We start from the raw sequence: 17,677 nt of genomic DNA on the forward strand, positions 1-17,677 counted from the left end.
CCGCTCCGCCCGCGCCCCCGGCCGCCGGGGCGGGTCCGCCGACGACCACCTGTTCGCCGTCCACGAGGAACCTGGCCCGGTTGAGACCGCCGAGGTCGGTGCCGGGGCGCACTCCGCCCGCCGCCCGTAGCGCGTCGGCGACCCGTGAACCCGCCGGGAGACGGTGGATCCCGGGGTGACGGACCTTGCCGCTGACGTCCACGACGATCTCCGGGGCGGCCGAGGCGGTGGCGACGGCACCCGGTGAAGGTGCCGGTGTGCCGAACGCGGTGTCCTTGTTCTCTCCCCCGCTCTGGGCGGGCGCCACGGCCCGCACCACCGCGGGCGCCCGAACCTCCTCCGTGCGGCCGGTCCAGAAGTGCTGAAGGGCGAAGACCGCGGCGACGGCGAACACGACCGTGAGGGCGATCACACTTCTGCGTTCGAGGCCGCACCGCGTCTGCACCCACATCGGCATCCGTTCACGCAGCGCGAGCCGAGCCCTGTCCCGCCAGTCCTGCCCCACCCCCGCGACGGTCCCACCGGCGTCACGCTCGGCTCCAGCCACTGCCCCCGCCTCGCTCACGGCAGCCGGTGCCTCGTCGGTCAGGGAAGTCGCGCCCTTCGGATCGGGCAGGGCAGTCGCCGCCGCATGGCGAACGGCGGTCGGACTCGCAGTGCGCGGGATGGTCGGGGTCGCAGTGCGCGGGATGGTCGGGTTCGCATCGAGAGCGCCGGTCGGGCTCGCATCGCGCAGAACGGAGTTCTGCTCCTCGAACCGCCCGGTGTGGTCCGACTCCCCCAGTCGCGGGGTGTGTTCGCCGAACAGTGACTGAGCGCGTCGGCGCAGATCCTCGGCCGGCGCTTCGCGGTGGCGGGGGCCGCGCCGGCTCGCCGGGCGGCGGTGGCGGGTGCGGCCGTCCGAGTCGGGGCCACGGCCCGGACCGCTCGTGGCCGTAGCTGTGCGTGAGTGTGCTCGAAGTGCCATGCGAGGAGCATCGGACAGCTCGGCGGATTCGCGATGATCTTGCTGGATCTCCGGGGACTACTGCCTGGTTGTGGACAACTCCGCCACCCACACGGGTGATCGGGAGGGATACCGGACTCACTCACCGACGCAGGACCGGACTTACCGAGGGGAGACCACAACCCCCAGCAGCCCCGGTCCGGTGTGCGCCCCGATCACTGCCCCGACCTCGCTCACATGCAGGTCGGCCAGCCCGGGCACACGCGCCCGCAGCCGGTCCGCGAGGGCCGACGCCCGCTCCGGGGCGGCGAGATGGTGGACGGCGATGTCGGTGCCGGCGCCGCTCGCGCGCTCGGCCGCGATCTCCTCCAGGCGGGCGATGGCCCTGGAGGCCGTCCGTACCTTCTCCAGGAGCTCGATGCGGCCCCCGTCCAACTGGAGCAGCGGCTTCACGGCGAGCGCGGAACCGAGCAGGGCCTGCGCGGCGCCGATGCGGCCGCCGCGGCGCAGATAGTCGAGCGTGTCGACGTAGAAGTAGGCGGAGGTTCCACCGGCTCGCTTCTCCGCGGCGGTGACCGCGTCGTCCACGGTGCCGCCTGACTCGGCCGTCTCCGCGGCGGCCAGGGCGCAGAAGCCGAGTGCCATCGCGACCATTCCGGTGTCCACCACCCGGACCGGTACCGGTGCCTCGCGCGCCGCGAGCATGGCGGCGTCGTACGTACCCGACAGTTCCGCGGACAGATGCAGGGAGACGATGCCGGACGCGCCGGATTCGGCCACTCTGCGGTAGGTCTGGGCGAAGAGTTGGGGACTGGGGCGTGAGGTGGTGACGGGCCGGCGCTTCTGCAGTGCCTGGGCCAGGGAGCGGGTGGAGATCTCGGTGCCCTCTTCGAGCGCCCGGTCGCCGAGGACCACGGTCAGCGGGACCGCGGTGATGCCGTGGCGCTCCATCGTCCGCGGCGGCAGGTAGGCCGTTGAATCGGTGACGATCGCGACATGGCGGGACATGAGCTGGAGGTTACCTGCCGTAGCGCCCGGGCCGCAGCCCAGCCCCGCTGACCGGGTGTGCCTGTGGCCGGATCCACCGCATCAAGTGGTGCTCTCGGGGCGGGGCTTCTTCTGCCACGAGTAGGCGGTGCGACGGCCCGGCGGAGTGATGGCGGGCCGGCCCGGCTCCGCTGCGGCGCCCGGCCGTCGGGTCTTCGGCGCGGTCGGCCGGTCCTCGTCGGCGGCCGGGGTTTCGGGCCACGGCGGGGGTGCGGCCGTGGTCTGCGGCCTGGTCCAGTGGCGCAGGGCGTCGGCCTCCACGTCGATCTGGGCGCTCAGCATGTCCAGGTCGTCCTCGGCGAAGCGGCGGGCACGGTCGTGGGCGGCCCAGCGCAGGGAGTCGGCCGACTGTGTGATGCGCCGGGTCCGCTCGCGCAGGCCCGGAAGCCGCTCGGTGAGCGTCGCCCGGTTCGGCTCGCCCTCCAGGCGCTTGAGTTCGGCGTCCAGTTGGTGTCCGTACGTGCTGAGACGCTCGAACAGCGCGACGGACTCCTTCAGGGACTCGTCCTCTGTCGCGCCCGCGTACAGGGCGTCCTGTGTGGCGCGCATCGAGGTGCGCAGAGTGAGCCGGAGCTCGGCGAGCTCGCCGGCCGGGCCGGGCTGGGCGAAGGACTTGGCTCGCAGGGTCTGGTCCTCCACCGCGCGGCGGGCCTGGCTGATCGTGCGGTCCACGCCGCGCTTGGCGGCGCCGACGGCCTTGACCGTGGCGTAGGCGCCGAGCACCAGGCAGAGCACGAAGAGCACGGCGAGGACTGCTACGACTGCTTCCACGGCGCTCCTCCTCGGCTGGGGCGGCACAGGCCGCGCCGCTCTTCAACGGTAAACGCAACGGGCAGGCCCGGGGTTCCAGAAAAACCCCGAACCTGCCCGTAGGGGACTACCCGGAGGCGCTCAGGCCGGGACGATGTTCACCAGCTTCGGCGCCCGCACGATCACCTTGCGGATGCCCGCGCCGCCCAGCGCGGCGACGACCTTCTCGTCGGCCAGCGCGACCTTCTCCAGCTCCTCCTCGGAGATCGTCGGCGGGACCTCCAGGCGCGCCTTGACCTTGCCCTTGACCTGGACGACGCAGGTCACGGATTCGTCCACGACGTACGCCGGGTCGGCGACCGGGAAGTCCTGGTGGACGACCGAGTCGGTGTGGCCCAGCTTGTGCCACAGCTCCTCGGCGATGTGCGGGGCCAGCGGCGCGACCATCAGCACCAGCGGCTCGGCGACCGGCCGCGGCACCGCCCCACCGGCCTTGGTCAGGTGGTTGTTCAGCTCGGTGACCTTGGCGATGGCGGTGTTGAAGCGCAGGCCCTCCAGGTCCTGGCGCACGCCGTCGATCGCCTTGTGCAGGGCGCGCAGCGTCTCCTCGTCCGGCTCGGCTTCCGAGACGGTGACCTCACCGGTGGCCTCGTCGACGATGTTGCGCCACAGCCGCTGCAGCAGCCGGAACTGGCCCACCACCGCGCGCGTGTCCCACGGACGGGAGACGTCCAGCGGGCCCATCGCCATCTCGTACAGACGCAGCGTGTCGGCGCCGTACTCGGCGCAGATCTCGTCCGGAGTGACGGCGTTCTTCAGCGACTTGCCCATCTTGCCCAGCAGGCGGGTGACCTTCTCGCCCTGGTAGTAGTAGGCGCCGTCGCGCTCCTCCACCTCGGCGGCCGGCACCGCGATGCCACGGCTGTCGCGGTAGACGTAGGCCTGGATCATGCCCTGGTTGAACAGCTTGTGGAACGGCTCCGCGGAGGAGACGTGGCCCAGGTCGTACAGGACCTTGGACCAGAAGCGCGCGTACAGCAGGTGCAGCACGGCGTGCTCGGCGCCGCCGACGTACAGGTCGACGCCGCCGTGCGGCAGGCCCTCGCGCGGGCCCATCCAGTAGCGCTCGATCTCCGGGTCGACCAGCTGCTCGCTGTTGTGCGGGTCCAGGTAGCGCAGCTCGTACCAGCAGGAACCGGCCCAGTTGGGCATGGTGTTGGTCTCACGGCGGTACTTCTTGGGGCCGTCGCCCAGGTCCAGGGTGACGTTGACCCAGTCCTCGTTGCGCGACAGCGGCGTCTCGGGCTGGGTGTCGGCGTCGTCCGGGTCGAAGGTGCGCGGCGAGTAGTCCTCGACCTCGGGCAGCTCCAGCGGCAGCATCGACTCGGGCAGCGCATGGGCGACGCCGTCCTCGTCGTAGACGATCGGGAAGGGCTCGCCCCAGTAGCGCTGGCGGCTGAACAGCCAGTCGCGCAGCCGGAAGTTGACGGTGCCCTCGCCGGTGCCCTCGCGCTCCAGCCACTCGGTGATGCGCGTCTTGGCCTCGACGACGCCCAGTCCGTCCAGCGTCACGTCCGCACCGGAGGAGTTGACGATCTTCGCGTCGTAGGACGCGAAGGCGTCGTCCCAGGCCGACGGGTCGGTGCCGCGGCCGTCGCTCGGCTCGACGACGCAGCGCATCGGCAGTTCGAAGGCGCGCGCGAAGGCGAAGTCGCGGCTGTCGTGCGCCGGAACGGCCATGATGGCGCCGGTGCCGTAGCCCATCAGGACGTAGTCGGCGATGAAGACGGGGATCTTCTCGCCGTTGACCGGGTTGGTCGCGAAGGCGCCGGTGAAGACACCGGTCTTGTCCTTGGCCTCGGCCTGGCGCTCGACGTCGGACTTGGAGGCGGCCTGCGCGCGGTAGGCGGCGACGGCCTCGGCGGGCGTGGCGTGGCCGCCGGTCCACACCTCGTGGGTGCCCTCCGGCCAGGCGCCCGGGGTGAACTTCTCCACCAGCGGGTGCTCGGGGGCCAGCACCATGTAGGTGGCGCCGAACAGGGTGTCCGGACGCGTGGTGAAGACGGTGATGTGCTCGCCGTCGATCGGGAAGTCGACGCGGGCGCCCTCGCTGCGGCCGATCCAGTTGCGCTGCTGCAGCTTGATGGCCTCGGGCCAGTCCAGCTCCTCCAGGTCCTCCAGCAGCCGGTCGGCGTAGGCGGTGATGCGCATGTTCCACTGGCGCAGCTTGGCCTTGAAGACCGGGAAGTTGCCGCGCTCGGAGCGGCCCTCGGCGGTGACCTCCTCGTTGGCCAGCACCGTACCCAGGCCGGGGCACCAGTTGACCGGCGCGTCGGAGGCGTAGGCCAGGCGGAACTCGCCCAGGACGTCGGCGCGCTCGGCGTGGTTCAGCTCGTGCCATCCGCGCGTGTGTCCCGGTACGGCACGCTCACCGGACTCGAACCGGGCGATCAGCTCCGAGATCGGGCGGGCCCTCCCGGCCTCGCCGTCGTACCAGGAGTTGAAGATCTGCAGGAAGATCCACTGGGTCCACTTGTAGTAGTCCGGGTCGATCGTGGCGAACGACCGGCGCTTGTCGTGGCCCAGGCCCAGCCGGCGCAGCTGGACCTTCATGTTCTCGATGTTGGCCTCGGTGGACACGCGCGGGTGCGTACCCGTCTGCACGGCGTACTGCTCGGCGGGCAGCCCGAAGGCGTCGAAGCCCAGAGTGTGCAGGACGTTGTGGCCGGTCATCCGCTGGAACCGGGCGTATACGTCGGTGGCGATGTAGCCCAGGGGGTGGCCGACGTGCAGGCCCGCACCGGACGGGTACGGGAACATGTCCATGATGAACTTCTTGGGCCGGGCGGCCAGCTCTGGGTCGCCGGCCAGGTCACCCTTGGGGTTCGCGGCCGCGTAGGTGCCCTCGGCGTCCCAGAAGTCCTGCCAGCGTGCCTCGATCTCGGCCGCCAGGGCGGCCGTGTAGCGGTGCTGCGCCACCTCCGCCGACGCGGCGGCGGTGGCAGCGGAGTTCGTCTCGCTCATGATCCTCAAAGCTCCATCGATCGTCTCTGCCAACGGCTGCGACTTTCAGAAACGAAAAATCCCCTCGCACAGGAGGGGACGCCGCGCCGATTCCGACCACCCGATTCGTCGGCGGTCGGGACTGATCAGCGCGGCTCGCTAAGCAGAAGGCGTACGGCACGCATGGCGTCAGGGTACCGCAGCCGTCGAGTGCGCCGCGACGAGCTTCCACCGAGCCCGCCGCCGACACCTGCCGAACCCGACAGGAAGGCATCGATCCGGTTGCGAACATCCCGGGAAGTTGACCAAAGTTCAAATATTACCCGGCGTAACGGACGCTATCGGGGCAACAGGAGCCCCAAGTGTTCCGTTGATAACAACGCAATAACTCAAACGGCGTACTGCCCGGTTTGGAGCCACTTAGAGTTCGTGCTCGGGACCGCTCACCCGAACCGCTCGGAGTCGCCCCCATGAACCCTCGTCGCAGTAACAGCTCGCTCCCCAAACCGGGCCGGTCGGCCTACGGGGTGGCGTCCGCCGCCGTCCTGGTCCTGATACCCGTGGTCGTGCTGGTGGGAGGCAGCCAGTTCCGCGAGTTCCTGAACTTCGGCGCGGGCGTCCTCTCCCTGGTCTCCCTCAGCTGCTCGGTGATCTGGGGCCTGGTCGCCCAGGACCGGATCTTCCTCAACACGCGCCAGCGGATCGTGGGCCAGGCGGTGCACCGGACCACTGCGGTCGCCTCGATCGCGTTCCTCCTGCTGCACATCACCACCAAGATCGCCCTCGACCACACACAGCTGATCGCCGCGGTCGTTCCGTTCTCGCTCGGCGTCACCGGGAGCGCCGGCCTGATCGGTCTGGGCTCCGTGGCCGGCCTGTTGATGATCTTCGTGGGCGTCACCGGCGCGCTGCGCAGCAACTTCGCCACGCCCGCCCCGGTCGCGGCGCGCTGGCGGGCCATGCACATGCTGGCCTACCCGGCCTGGTGCGCCGCGCTGGTCCACGGCCTGTACGCCGGCCGCCAGGCCAAGCCGGTCTTCGTGATCCTCTACAGCCTGTCCCTGCTCGGCGTCATGGGGGCCCTGGCGCTGCGCTCGGCGCCGCGCCCGTTCAAGCGCAAAGTCGCCGACCGGCTGGTGACGATGCTGGGCGGTGGGGAGCGGCCGGAGCCGGCCGACCTGGACACGAGCCGGGCCAGGGCGGCGGAGGCCACGCTGCCGGGCTACGAGAACGCGCGGGCCGAGTGGCCCTCGCGCTCCGGCACGACCGGGTCCCTGCCGCGCGTCCCGGCCTCCTCCGCGCCGCTGCACGAGGCCCCCGCGGCCGGGGCCGCCCACGAGGGCGCCGCGGGCTTCGCGGCCGCCTACCGGGCCGTCTCGAGACCGCGGGCGCAGCAGCCCTTCGCGGCCGACGGAGCCGCGTACCGGGATCTGTCCTTCGACCCGCAGGCCACCGAGGCGATGCCGCGCGTGGAGGCCGCCGGGGGCGCCCCGGGCAGCTGGCCGATCCCCTCGCCGCCGCCCGTCGGCGAGGCGCCCCCGTCGGCCTACGACCCGCTGAACGACACGGGACACACCATCCCGACCTACAGCGATCCGGGCACGAACGGGTACGGCGGACGTGATGTGTACGACACCGGTGAGACGAACACCCTCTACGGCACGTACAACTCGAACGACACGTACATGAGCGGTCCCGCCACTGAAACACGCCCCGGCGCTCCCTTCGACGCGCCGGGTTCGGGGGAATCCTGGAACACGCCTTTCGGAGGCCATAGGTGAACGAGGCCCTGCCCGACGTCCCGGAAGTCCGCGTGGTCGGACTTCCCCAGCTCACGTCGGGCTTCGACCTTGTCGAACGACTCGATCTGCCCATGCACCTGAAGGTGCACGGGCCGCTCGAACCGCTGGGCGGCGAGCAGCTGGCGCAGCTCGCCGAGGCGATCAACCTCAGGGGCCGCGGCGGCGCGGGCTTCCCCTTCCACAAGAAGCTGCGGTCGGTCGCCGAGTCGGCGATCCGCCGCGGCGTACGGCCGGTCGTCGTCGTCAACGGCAGCGAGGACGAGCCGGCCTGCCGCAAGGACACGGTGCTCATCAACCGTGCCCCGCACCTCATCCTGGACGGTGCCCTGCTGTGCGCGGAGGCCCTCGGTGCCCGCACGCTCGTGGTGGGTGTCACCCGGGAGTCCACCCAGCGCTCCATGGAGGCCGCCCTGGCCGAACGGGGACTGAGCAACGGCCGCAGGTCGGCACTACGCGCGCGCGTGCAGCGCAATCCGGTGCGCATGGTCACGGGTGCGGCGGCGTCGCTCATCCGCTCCATCGACGGCGGTCCGGCGATCCCGCCCGGCCGCAAGATCAGTGCCTCGCAGAGCGGCGTGGGCGGCGCACCCACGCTGCTGTCCAACGCGGAGACGTTCGCGCAGCTGGCGATCGCCGCCCGCATCGGACCCGAGCGCTACGGCAACACCGGCCTGTACGACGAGCCGGGCACCGTCATGCTGACGGTCTCCGGCGCCGTGGCCCGCCCCATGGTGATCGAGGTCCCCACGGGCGTGCCGTTGCGCTACATCCTGCAGCTGGCCGGCGCCCCGCCGGTGCCGCAGGGTGTGCTGACCGGCGGCTACCACGGCAAGTGGATCGACGCGGCGACCGTCGACGAGGCGATCGTCTCGCGCAACTCCCTGGACGCGGTCGGCGGCTCGCTCGGCGCCGGGGCGATCCTGCCGATCAGTCAGAACACCTGCCCACTGGGCGAGTCGCTCCAGGTGGCGAAGTGGCTGGCCGAGGAGAGCGCGGGCCAGTGCGGCCCGTGCTACCTCGGGCTGCCGGCCGCCGCGCGCGGCATGGAGGACATCCTGAACGGCGGCGGACCGGCGGCCCTGGAGGCGCTCAAGCAGGTCGCCAAGAACGTCAAGCGGCGCGGCGCGTGCTCGCACCCGGACGGCTCGGCGATGTTCCTGGAGTCCACCGTCAAGGCGTTCACGGACGACCTGGCCGCCCATGTCCTCGGTAACGGCTGCGGACGGCCGGTGGAGGGCGTGCTGCCGCTCTTCGAGGGCGGCAGGGCCCCGACGGGCGTCCCCGGGGGCGGCGCGGCCGAGGAGACCGGCCCCAGCCGCCAGAAGATCCACGTCGACTGGACCCTGTGCCGGGGCCACGGCCTGTGCGCGGACATCCTCCCGGAGGTGTTCGAACTGGGTGCCGACGGGTTCCCGACCGTCGCCCAGGCGGCGGTGCCGCGCTATGCGGAGGCCAAGGCGCTGCGCGCGGTGCGCCGCTGTCCGGCGCTGGCCCTGCGCATCGAGGAGGACACGCGCTCGCAGGCCCCGCCGCGCAACCTCCCGGTCCTCTCGCAGGGCCGCGGCCGCCGCGCCCTGGGCCGCTGAGCACACCGCCGGCGGGTCACACTCTCAGGAGGTGGCCCGCCGTTTCGCCGGGTGCACCCTGAACGCCGAGGGCGGGCCACCCATTCGGATGACCCGCCCTCGACTTCTGTGGAGCTAAGGAGAATTGAACTCCTGACCTCCTGCATGCCATGCAGGCGCTCTACCAACTGAGCTATAGCCCCTTGCCCTGTTCCGCCCGGTTTCCCCGGCGGCGACGCCAACATTACACGGTCCAGGGGGTGCTTCACCAAATCGGTTTCCGCTCCGCCCGATATGACCGGTGTTCACGACTCGGCCGGGGTCCCGCGCGGGCCCCGGCCGGGTCGCGCCTGGGCGGCAGGCCCTGGCGGTCATGCGGTGACGAAGGAGTAGAACCGCTTGAGAGTGCAGTGCTCCTCCAGGAGCCGCCCGTAGATCGGCTCGCCCTCCAGTTCGCGGTACGTCTCGATGGGGTCGCCCTTTATGATCAGCGCCCGAGCGCACTCCTCGCACCAGTACTGGTAGTCGGGGTTGATCGGTTCCATGTCACGGACGATCGGCGTACCGCTGCCACACCAGTCGCACTTTCGCCTGTGTGCACCCATCGATCAGCTCCAGCTGTGGCCGCAGGCCGTGCACACGTACGAGATCCCGCCGTTGTCGCCGAGGACTTGCGCCACGTGGAGGGAGCCGCAGGAGGGGCAGACGAGGCGGGTGGCCGTGTCCTGTATCAACGCCGCATCGAGGAGGTGACCGACCTCCTCGAGGATGCTCGCAGGCATCGCTACTCCCTCCCGTCAGGCCGCGCCCCCTTCGGCCGTTTGATTCTGCCACGGCCGGGCCAATACGGTCAGCGACGCCTCGGTACCAGTCCGGCCACGGCGCCCGCCGCGGCCGCCCCGGCCAGCGCGTACATGCATGCCGAGAGCGCCTCCGCAGAGGTATACGCCCCGGAGGCCCCGAGTGACTCAAGCCGGTTCAGGAAGAGTGTGCCGAAGGCCGCGACGCCGATCAGCTGACCGAGCTGCGCGACGGTGGCGAGCAGCCCGCTGGCGTCCGCCGCGTCCTCGGGCCGTACGGCGGCCAGCGCGCCGGTGAGCGTCGGGCTGAAGCCGAGCGCGAGCCCCGCGCCCACGCCGGCGTACGCGACGAGGAGAAGGGCCCCGCCGCTGCCGCCGCCCCTGAACGCCAGTGCGACACAGGACACGGACAGCGCCGTGAGCACGAACCCGGACGCGGTCAGCCACCGCTGCCAGGACGCCGGCCACCTGCGCCAGGTCAGCCCGACCAGGCCGAAGACCACCGCGGTCGGCGCGAAGGTCAGACCCGCCCGCAGCGGGGTGTAACCGAGGCCGCCCTGGACGTGCAGAGTGAGCGCGAAGAGGAAGCCGCCGTTGACGGCCATGACGGCGAGGACCCGGAAGACGGCGAGGCCCATGCCGGGGTGGCGCAGCACCCGGGGTGTGATCAGCGGGGCTCCGCCGCGCCCGGCGAGCCGGGACTCGTACCCGCAGAACAGTCCGAACAGCACCGCCGCCGCGGCCAGGGACAGCCGGGACCACAGCGGCCAGCCCTCCTCCTGCCCGAGCACCAGCGGCACCGTCAGCGACGAGACCGCCGCGCCCAGCAGCACCGGGCCGGGCAGGTCCAGGCTCCGTGGTCGGGCATGCGCGTCGGTGGCGGACGCCTGCGGCCGCTCCGTCCCGCCCTGCCGTGGCAGCACCCGCCGCCCGACGACCAGGAGGACGGCGCCCACGGGGACGTTGACGAGGAACACCGGATGCCAGCCGGTGCCGAACAGGTCCGCGCCGACCAGGACGCCGCCGACGATCTGCCCGGCCGCCGCGCCGACGGCGATCACCGCCGAGTACGCGCCGAGCGCCCGTACCCGGGCCTCGCCGGTGAAGGTGCGCTGGATGAGGCTGAGCACCTGCGGGATCATCAGCGCCGAGCCGGCGCCCTGGCTCAGCCGGAAGACGATCAGCGCGCCCGCTCCCCCGGCCAGGCCGCAGGCGAGCGAGGCGGCTGTGAACAGGGCCAGTCCGGCGAGGTGCGTCCGGCCGTGCCCGAGCCGGTCTCCCAGCCGTGCTCCCGTGATCAGCAGGACCGAGTAGGTGATGGCGTAGCCCGCGATGACCAGCTGGAGGTCGGAGCCGGAGGCGTGCAGGTCGGAGCCGATGGCGGGGGCGGCGACGTTGACGATGAACACGTCGAGGACGCGACCTGTTCCTCGTGCCGCTGATGCCCGTGAGTGCCGTGCCGAATGTGCTGTGGACGATGTTCACGCTCTCCGCGGACGCCTGTCCCGTGGTCCACCGGGAGCGTGAGCTGCCTGTGATGGTGGCCACGCTGCGGTCCAATTACGGCAGACATGTCGGCGAGCCCGTCTGGGAGGACTTCATACGCGCTCTGTCGGCCGCCAGCCCGTACTTCGCCGGTCTCTGGGCGAGCGGCGAGGTGACACCCCCGGGACCGCGCGTGAAGATGTTGCGCCGCACATCGGGAGAGGAGCTGCGGACCACGGTGGTGTCGCTGTCGATCGACGGCATGCCGGAGTGCCGGATCGTGACGTACACGCCGGAAAGCAAGAATCCCGCCCCCTGACGGGACGGGATTCTCATCACCGATCTTTGACAACTCGACAGATTGCCGATCCGTGGAGCTAAGGAGAATTGAACTCCTGACCTCCTGCATGCCATGCAGGCGCTCTACCAACTGAGCTATAGCCCCTTGTGCCACGCGGCTCAGCCGCCTGGTGTCTCGCCCCGCTCGGCGGGGCGAACAAGAAGAACTTTAGCCTGTGACCTGCCGGAAAGTGAAATCCGGGGTCCGCGGGCCCGCCGGGGCGCCCCCGACGGGCCTCCGTCCGGTGGGCCCCGTTCTCCGGTGGGGCCTCAGTCGTCGTCGCCGAGGACGGGCTCGGGCAGGGTGCCGGCGTTGTGCTCCAGCAGTCGCCAGCCGCGGACGCCCTCGCTGAGGACGGACCAGCAGCAGTTGGCGAGCCCGGCCAGGCTCTCCCAGTGGTGGGCCTCCAGGCCGATGAGGCGCCCGATGGTGGTCCGGATGGTGCCGCCGTGGCTGACCACCACGAGCGTGCCGTCCTCGGGCAGCTTCTCGACGTGCCGCAGCACCACGGGGGCGGCACGTTCGGCGACCTCGGTCTCCAGCTCACCGCCGCCGCGGCGCACCGGCTCACCGCGCTTCCACGCGGTGTACTCCTCGCCGTACCGGGCGATGATCTCCTCGTGCGTCAGCCCCTGCCAGACGCCCGCGTAGGTCTCGCGCAGGGCCTCGTCCCGGGTGACGTCGAGGCCGGTGAGGGCAGCGAGCTCGTCGGCCGTCCGGGCGGCCCGCTTCAGGTCCGAGGAGATGATCGCGTCGGGCCCCAGGGAGGCCAGCAGCCGGGCGGCGCGCCGCGCCTGCCCGATGCCGGTCTCGGTGAGCTCGACGTCCGTGGAGCCCTGGAAGCGGCGCTCCACGTTCCAGGACGTCTGGCCGTGCCGCCACAGGATGATGCGGCGGCCGCGGCCCGGTGTCCCGCCGGCCGGGTCACCGGCGCCGCTCACCGCCACTCACCGCCCGGCTCCGCCGACTCCTCGGCGGCCTTCAGCCTGGCGTGCTCCTCGGCCTTGCCGCGGGTCGCCCGGGCGTCGGCGGGCAGCTCGATCTCGGGGCAGTCCTTCCACAGCCGCTCCAGGGCGTAGAAGACCCGCTCCTCGCTGTGCTGGACGTGGACGACGATGTCGACGTAGTCGAGCAGGACCCAGCGGGCCTCGCGGTCGCCCTCACGGCGCACCGGCTTGGCGCCGAGCTCCTTCAGGAGCCGCTCCTCGATCTCGTCGACGATCGACTTGACCTGGCGGTCGCTGGGTGCGGACGCCAGGACGAAGGCGTCCGTGATCGACAGCACGTCGCTGACGTCGTAGGCGATGATGTCGTGCGCGAGCTTGTCCGCGGCCGCCTGGGCGGCGGTGCTGACGAGCTCGATGGAACGGTCGGTTGCGGTCACTACAGGGCTTTCCGTCGGCGGTCACTTGAGACCAAGGGTCTCACGGACCGCCGACGACACCCCACGTGATTAAGGGATCACTGGGCTGACGAGGGCTTGTAGTCCTGGCCGAGGACCACCGAGACGTCGGCGCCGGAGGTGACCGTGCCCTTCGTCACGGAGCCGGCGGGCAGACCCAGGGTCTTGGCCACCTCTGTCGCGTTGTCCTTGTCGCCGGCGTCGGCGTAGACGACCTTGGAGGTCGACCGGACGGCGGGCGCCGTGCCGGCCTCCAGGAAGGTGAAGCCGCCGTTGAGGAGGACGACGCGGGCCTTGTCGGTGTTGCCCTTGGTGCCGGAGGCGTTCTGGACCGAGACCCGGACGGACGCCCCCTGGTCGGGGCTCTTCGCGGTGCCGCCCAGGATGTCCTTGACCACGCTGTCGCTGGTCTTCGCGCTCAGCGTGCCGTCGCTGCCCACGGGCAGCAGGGCCGTCCGGTAGTCGCCGCCCTTGGCGAGGTCGGCGAGCTTGGCCAGGAAGGTGCCGAGGTCCTTGTCGGTGAGCGAGGGGTCGAGGATCTGCGCCAGCGTCTGGACGGTCGTGGTCGCGCCCTGCGGGTCGGAGGACAGCTTGCGCAGCACGCCCTGCATCACCTGGCCGAACCGCTCCAGCTGGGCGTTCTGGGCCTCCCCGGAGGCGCGGTAGGTGGCGTAGGCGACGGCCATCTTTCCGCTGAGGGTCTGGTCCTTGCCCTGGTGGACCAGGGGCGCGGTGCCCTTCTTCTTCCCGGCCGGGTCGGGGACGTCGGTGTTGGTGTCGACGTCGATGTTGCCGACCAGGTCGACGAGGTTCTGCAGGTAGGGGGTGTCCAGGCGCCAGGTGCCCTGGATGTCGGTGCCGAGAACGGTGTCGAGCTGGTCGCGTGTGCCGGAGGAGCCGTCGTCCTGGACCGACTTGGCGAGGGTGGTCGTGGTGCCGTCGTCCGAGGTCAGGGCGAGGGTGTTCGGCAGCAGGACGGTGGTGCCCTGCTTGGTGGTGGCGTTGTCGACGAGCAGCGCCGTGGAGGTGCCGCCCTTGGCCGTGTTGTGCAGGTGGACGACGATCACGTCGCGCTTCTGCGCGCCCGCGGCGGTCGCGGTGCCGGTCTTCTTGTCGGAGGAGGACAGGCCGGGCAGTTTCCCTGCGTACCAGAGGTAGCCGACACCGCCGACCGCGACCAGGGCCAGGACCACGGCCAGGGCGATGACCCGGCTGCGGGCACGGCGCCGGGCCTCCTCGCGGCGCTCGGTGCGGTTCTCGGTGAACTTCAGCCAGTCGATGACGTCTTCGGAGTTGTCGTTCGGCTCCTCGACGAAGGCGAACTGCTCGGTGCGGTACTCCCGTTCGTCCCCGTCCGCCTCATCCGGCGCGTCCGCCGCCCGGTCGGCCGCCGTGGGTGTGGTCTGCGCGGATCCGGCCTGCTGCGGGCCGGCCTGCTGCGGGATGTACGCGGTCTGCTCGCCGACCCGGGGCTGCTGGCCGCTGGTCGCGGTCCGGCCGTAGGGGTCGTACTTCGCGGCCGTCGCGCCGGAGCCGGGCGCGCCGGAGCCGTAGGGGTCGTAGGTGGCGGGGCGGCCGTGGGAGCCGTGGGAGCCGTCGGAACCCTGGGAGCCGTGGGGACGGTGGGGGTCGTAGGACTCGTACTGCTCGTAGGGGGACGGAGCGGGGGCCTGCCGGCCGGTGTCGTAGCCGCTGCCGTAGGCGGAGGGGCCGGGCTGCTGCTGCTGTCCTCCGGTCGCGTACGGGTCGTAGCCGTAGCCCTGGTGGTCCTGGCGGCCGTAGGCGTCGTAGGACTGCTGCGGGGTCTGCTGGGCCGGGACCTGCTGGTACACAGGCCGGCCGTACTCGTCGTAGCCGACGAGTTCGTAGCTGTCGCCCCCGTACCCAGCGTCGTATCGGTCGTTCACCGGTGCCCCTCTCGGCTCACTCGCCGCGGTACAGCTCGCGTTTGGCGATGTAGCGCACGACTCCGTCCGGCACCATGTACCAGATGGGGTCGCCCGTGGCGACTCTCGCCCGGCAGTCCGTCGAGGAGATGGCGAGGGCGGGGACCTCGACGAGTGAGACACCGCCTTCGGGGAGGCCGGGGTCGCTCAGGTGGTGGCCGGGCCGGGTGACGCCGATGAAGTGCGCGAGGGAGAAGAGTTCCTCGGAATCCCGCCAGGTGAGGATCTGGCCGAGCGCGTCGGCGCCGGTGATGAAGAACAGATCGGTGTCGGGGTTGAGGGCGCGCAGGTCGCGCAGGGTGTCCACGGTGTAGGTGGGGCCGCCGCGGTCGATGTCGATGCGGCTGACGGAGAACTGCGGGTTCTCGGCGGTCGCGATGACCGTCATCAGGTAGCGGTCCTCGGCCGGGGAGACACGGCGGTGGCTCTTCTGCCAGGGCTGACCGGTGGGGACGAAGACCACCTCGTCCAGGTGGAACTGCGCGGCGACCTCGCTGGCCGCCACGAGGTGCCCGTGGTGGATCGGGTCGAACGTTCCGCCCATGACGCCCAGGCGGCGCTTGCCCGACGACGAGGGGCCGTTGCCGGGCCCGTTCTCGGGGTGCTTCACCGTGTCACTCGCCGGACCGGTAGGCATGTCCTGCTCTCCCATGCGTGCAGACCCTACCGCCCGGTCCGAGAGCACCGGCCGGGAGATCACCTGGTGCGGTTCCCCGCCCCGGCGGCAAGCCCCCGGGGCGGGCCGACAGGGACTGGGGGGGGTTCAGCGGTCGCGGTTGAACCGAGTGGTGACCCACAGCAGGAGCAGCAGGATGATGAGCGCGGCTCCGCCCGTCACCGCCGGGTTGAGGCTCTCGTGGTGACCGCCCTCGGCCTCGGCGAGGTTGACCAGCTGGGCAGCGGCGTTGTGATAGCTCATCTTCGGCAGACCTATCCGGGTGTGGGCGGGATAAAGATTTCCGCCCATCGTAAGCGCCCGCCTCACCGTCCCTCACGCCGACTCCACCGTTGCGGACGGCGGCCGACCGGGCCCGGGCCCCGCGCGCCGCGGCCGGGCCCGCCCCGGCGGGCACGGACGGGGAACCTTCCGGGACGCTCAGTCGTCGTTCCGCTTGTAGCCGCGCAGCAGGAACCAGCCGGTGAGGACACAGCCCAGGATCATCACGATCAGTACGACCCGGAGCAGGTCACCGGATCCCTGATGCTGGGTGGTGGTCCCGGCGGCCTCGGCGAGCCGGGCGACTGCGGGGTGGTGCTCCATGGCGGACTCCTTCGCTGTGCTGCCCGTCCAAGGTATCTCCGCCTAGGCTGGCTCCTGCTTCGGGGGCACATTGGGCGACAAGACGCACATGGGGGATCACATGTCCGACGAAGGCCGCGAGCACAACCGGCAGGAGCGTGTGCCGAGCCGGCGCCGCACACGCTTCCCGGGGATCTCCACGCGGGCGTACGAGCACCCGGCCGACCGTTCCGCCCTGGTCGCGCTGCGCAAGCTGAGCGGCTTCGACACGGTTTTCAAGGCCCTCAGCGGCCTGCTGCCCGAGCGCAGTCTGCGGCTGCTGTTCCTGTCCGACTCGGTGCGCGTCTCGGACCAGCAGTTCGCGCACCTCAACGACATGCTGCGGGACGCCTGCTACATCCTGGACCTGGAGAAGGTCCCGCCGATGTACGTCAACCAGGACCCGCAGCCCAACGCGATGTGCATCGGCCTGGACGAGCCGATCATCGTGGTGACCACGGGCCTGGTCGAGCTGCTCGACGAGGAGGAGATGCGGGCGGTCGTCGGCCACGAGGTGGGCCACGCCCTGTCCGGCCACGCGGTGTACCGCACGATCCTGCTGTTCCTGACCAACCTGGCCGTGCGGGTGGCCTGGATCCCGCTCGGCAGCATAGCGATCATGGCGATCGTCACGGCGCTGCGCGAGTGGTTCCGCAAGTCGGAGCTGTCGGCGGACCGGGCGGGGCTGCTGGTCGGGCAGGACGTGCGGGCGTCCATGCGCGGTCTGATGAAGATCGCGGGCGGCAACCACCTCCACGAGATGAACGTGGACGCGTTCCTGAAGCAGGCCGAGGAGTACGAGGAGTCGGGCGACCTGCGCGACTCGGTGCTGAAGATCCTCAACGTGCTGCCGCGTACGCATCCCTTCGCCACCGTGCGGGCGGCCGAGCTGAAGAAGTGGGCCGAGTCCCGCGACTACCAGCGGATCATGGACGGTCACTACCCGCGGCGCACCGACGACGGGGACACCTCGGTCAGCGACTCCTTCCGCGAGTCGGCGACGCACTACGCCAACGAGGTGAGGAACTCCAAGGATCCGCTGATGAAGCTGGTCAGCGACCTCGCGGGCGGGGCCGGCGACCTGGGCGACCGGGTCCGGCGCGGCTTCGGCGGCTTCACGGGCTCGAGCTCGCCCAGGAACGGGGCGAAGGGTGGATCGAGCAGCGACTCGAAGGAGGGCAGCGGCTCGAAGGACAGTGACAGCCCCAAGGACGAGCCTCCCACGGACACCCCGCCCCGCGACGAGGACTGACCTGGGCCCGGGCCGCGGCCGGACTGTCCCGGGCCGCACCTGCCCGTTCCTCAGCCGCTC

The 17,677-nt window shown here is 71.3% G+C and carries 17 protein-coding genes and 2 tRNA genes; 4 read left to right on the forward strand and 15 right to left on the reverse strand.

Annotation, left to right across the window (positions count from 1 at the left end; all coding sequences use genetic code 11):
- From BZY54_RS55720 to leuS, 4 genes are all read right to left on the reverse strand, one after another.
- On the reverse strand, positions 1-547 hold a 547-nt coding region (locus BZY54_RS55720; protein ID WP_425276375.1), incomplete at its 3' end, for an SLBB domain-containing protein.
- A gap of 561 nt (positions 548-1,108) precedes the next feature.
- Positions 1,109-1,954, reverse strand: a complete 846-nt coding sequence (locus BZY54_RS42720; protein WP_086730756.1) for a DegV family protein — start codon at positions 1,952-1,954, stop codon at positions 1,109-1,111.
- A gap of 81 nt (positions 1,955-2,035) precedes the next feature.
- Positions 2,036-2,764 (reverse strand): hypothetical protein, encoded by a 729-nt coding sequence (locus BZY54_RS42725; RefSeq protein WP_086730757.1) that lies wholly within the window; start codon positions 2,762-2,764, stop codon positions 2,036-2,038.
- 120 nt (positions 2,765-2,884) lie between these two features.
- The gene (gene leuS, locus BZY54_RS42730) at positions 2,885-5,767 is read right to left on the reverse strand and encodes a leucine--tRNA ligase (protein WP_086730758.1); all 2,883 of its coding nucleotides are present in this window, start codon (positions 5,765-5,767) and stop codon (positions 2,885-2,887) included.
- A 449-nt stretch (positions 5,768-6,216) separates the two neighbouring features.
- Here leuS and BZY54_RS42735 point away from each other — a divergent pair, with 449 nt between their 5' ends.
- Entirely contained in the window at positions 6,217-7,527 is a 1,311-nt protein-coding gene (locus BZY54_RS42735; protein ID WP_208640937.1) for a ferric reductase-like transmembrane domain-containing protein, read from the forward strand.
- Positions 7,524-9,134, forward strand: a complete 1,611-nt coding sequence (locus BZY54_RS42740; protein ID WP_086730760.1) for an NADH-quinone oxidoreductase subunit NuoF family protein — start codon at positions 7,524-7,526, stop codon at positions 9,132-9,134. The genes BZY54_RS42735 and BZY54_RS42740 overlap by 4 nt, the downstream gene beginning before the upstream one ends.
- A gap of 109 nt (positions 9,135-9,243) precedes the next feature.
- Here the strand turns inward: BZY54_RS42740 and BZY54_RS42745 are convergent.
- From BZY54_RS42745 to BZY54_RS42755, 4 genes are all read right to left on the reverse strand, one after another.
- Positions 9,244-9,316 (reverse strand) — tRNA-Ala (locus BZY54_RS42745).
- A 168-nt stretch (positions 9,317-9,484) separates the two neighbouring features.
- Positions 9,485-9,718 carry a hypothetical protein gene (locus BZY54_RS42750; RefSeq protein ID WP_006136074.1) on the reverse strand — a complete coding sequence of 78 codons (234 nt, stop codon included), beginning with the start codon at positions 9,716-9,718 and terminating at the stop codon, positions 9,485-9,487.
- Between the two features lie 3 nt (positions 9,719-9,721).
- Positions 9,722-9,895 carry a hypothetical protein gene (locus tag BZY54_RS49930; RefSeq protein WP_107419968.1) on the reverse strand — a complete coding sequence of 58 codons (174 nt, stop codon included), beginning with the start codon at positions 9,893-9,895 and terminating at the stop codon, positions 9,722-9,724.
- 68 nt (positions 9,896-9,963) lie between these two features.
- A complete protein-coding gene (locus BZY54_RS42755) occupies positions 9,964-11,322 on the reverse strand; it encodes an MFS transporter (protein ID WP_086730761.1) in 1,359 nt (452 codons plus the stop codon).
- Between the two features lie 38 nt (positions 11,323-11,360).
- Here BZY54_RS42755 and BZY54_RS42760 point away from each other — a divergent pair, with 38 nt between their 5' ends.
- Complete coding sequence (locus tag BZY54_RS42760; protein ID WP_483025158.1) at positions 11,361-11,717, forward strand: MmyB family transcriptional regulator; 357 nt, start codon at positions 11,361-11,363, stop codon at positions 11,715-11,717.
- Positions 11,718-11,770: 53 nt separating this feature from the next.
- Here BZY54_RS42760 and BZY54_RS42765 read toward each other — a convergent pair.
- The 7 genes from BZY54_RS42765 to BZY54_RS51920 form a co-directional block, all read right to left on the reverse strand.
- Positions 11,771-11,843, reverse strand: a tRNA-Ala gene (locus BZY54_RS42765).
- A gap of 164 nt (positions 11,844-12,007) precedes the next feature.
- Complete coding sequence (locus BZY54_RS42770) at positions 12,008-12,685, reverse strand: histidine phosphatase family protein (RefSeq protein WP_086730762.1); 678 nt, start codon at positions 12,683-12,685, stop codon at positions 12,008-12,010.
- The gene (gene rsfS, locus BZY54_RS42775; protein ID WP_086730763.1) at positions 12,676-13,122 is read right to left on the reverse strand and encodes a ribosome silencing factor; all 447 of its coding nucleotides are present in this window, start codon (positions 13,120-13,122) and stop codon (positions 12,676-12,678) included. Before rsfS ends, BZY54_RS42770 begins: the two co-directional genes overlap by 10 nt.
- 77 nt (positions 13,123-13,199) lie before the next feature.
- Positions 13,200-15,047, reverse strand: coding sequence for a LytR C-terminal domain-containing protein (locus BZY54_RS42780; RefSeq protein WP_086730764.1), 1,848 nt, complete (start codon positions 15,045-15,047; stop codon positions 13,200-13,202).
- Between the two features lie 16 nt (positions 15,048-15,063).
- The gene (gene nadD / locus BZY54_RS42785; RefSeq protein WP_086730765.1) at positions 15,064-15,738 is read right to left on the reverse strand and encodes a nicotinate-nucleotide adenylyltransferase; all 675 of its coding nucleotides are present in this window, start codon (positions 15,736-15,738) and stop codon (positions 15,064-15,066) included.
- A gap of 111 nt (positions 15,739-15,849) precedes the next feature.
- The gene (locus BZY54_RS51915) at positions 15,850-16,005 is read right to left on the reverse strand and encodes a hypothetical protein (protein ID WP_167414165.1); all 156 of its coding nucleotides are present in this window, start codon (positions 16,003-16,005) and stop codon (positions 15,850-15,852) included.
- A gap of 177 nt (positions 16,006-16,182) precedes the next feature.
- Positions 16,183-16,347 carry a hypothetical protein gene (locus BZY54_RS51920; protein ID WP_086730766.1) on the reverse strand — a complete coding sequence of 55 codons (165 nt, stop codon included), beginning with the start codon at positions 16,345-16,347 and terminating at the stop codon, positions 16,183-16,185.
- 100 nt (positions 16,348-16,447) lie between these two features.
- On the opposite strand from BZY54_RS51920, the gene BZY54_RS42795 reads away from it, so the two are divergent.
- Positions 16,448-17,617 (forward strand): M48 family metallopeptidase, encoded by a 1,170-nt coding sequence (locus tag BZY54_RS42795; protein WP_086730767.1) that lies wholly within the window; start codon positions 16,448-16,450, stop codon positions 17,615-17,617.
- Positions 17,618-17,677: the final 60 nt, after the last annotated feature.

Origin of the sequence: Streptomyces carpinensis, assembly GCF_002154505.1 — a bacterium.
Lineage (GTDB): Bacteria > Actinomycetota > Actinomycetes > Streptomycetales > Streptomycetaceae > Streptomyces > Streptomyces carpinensis.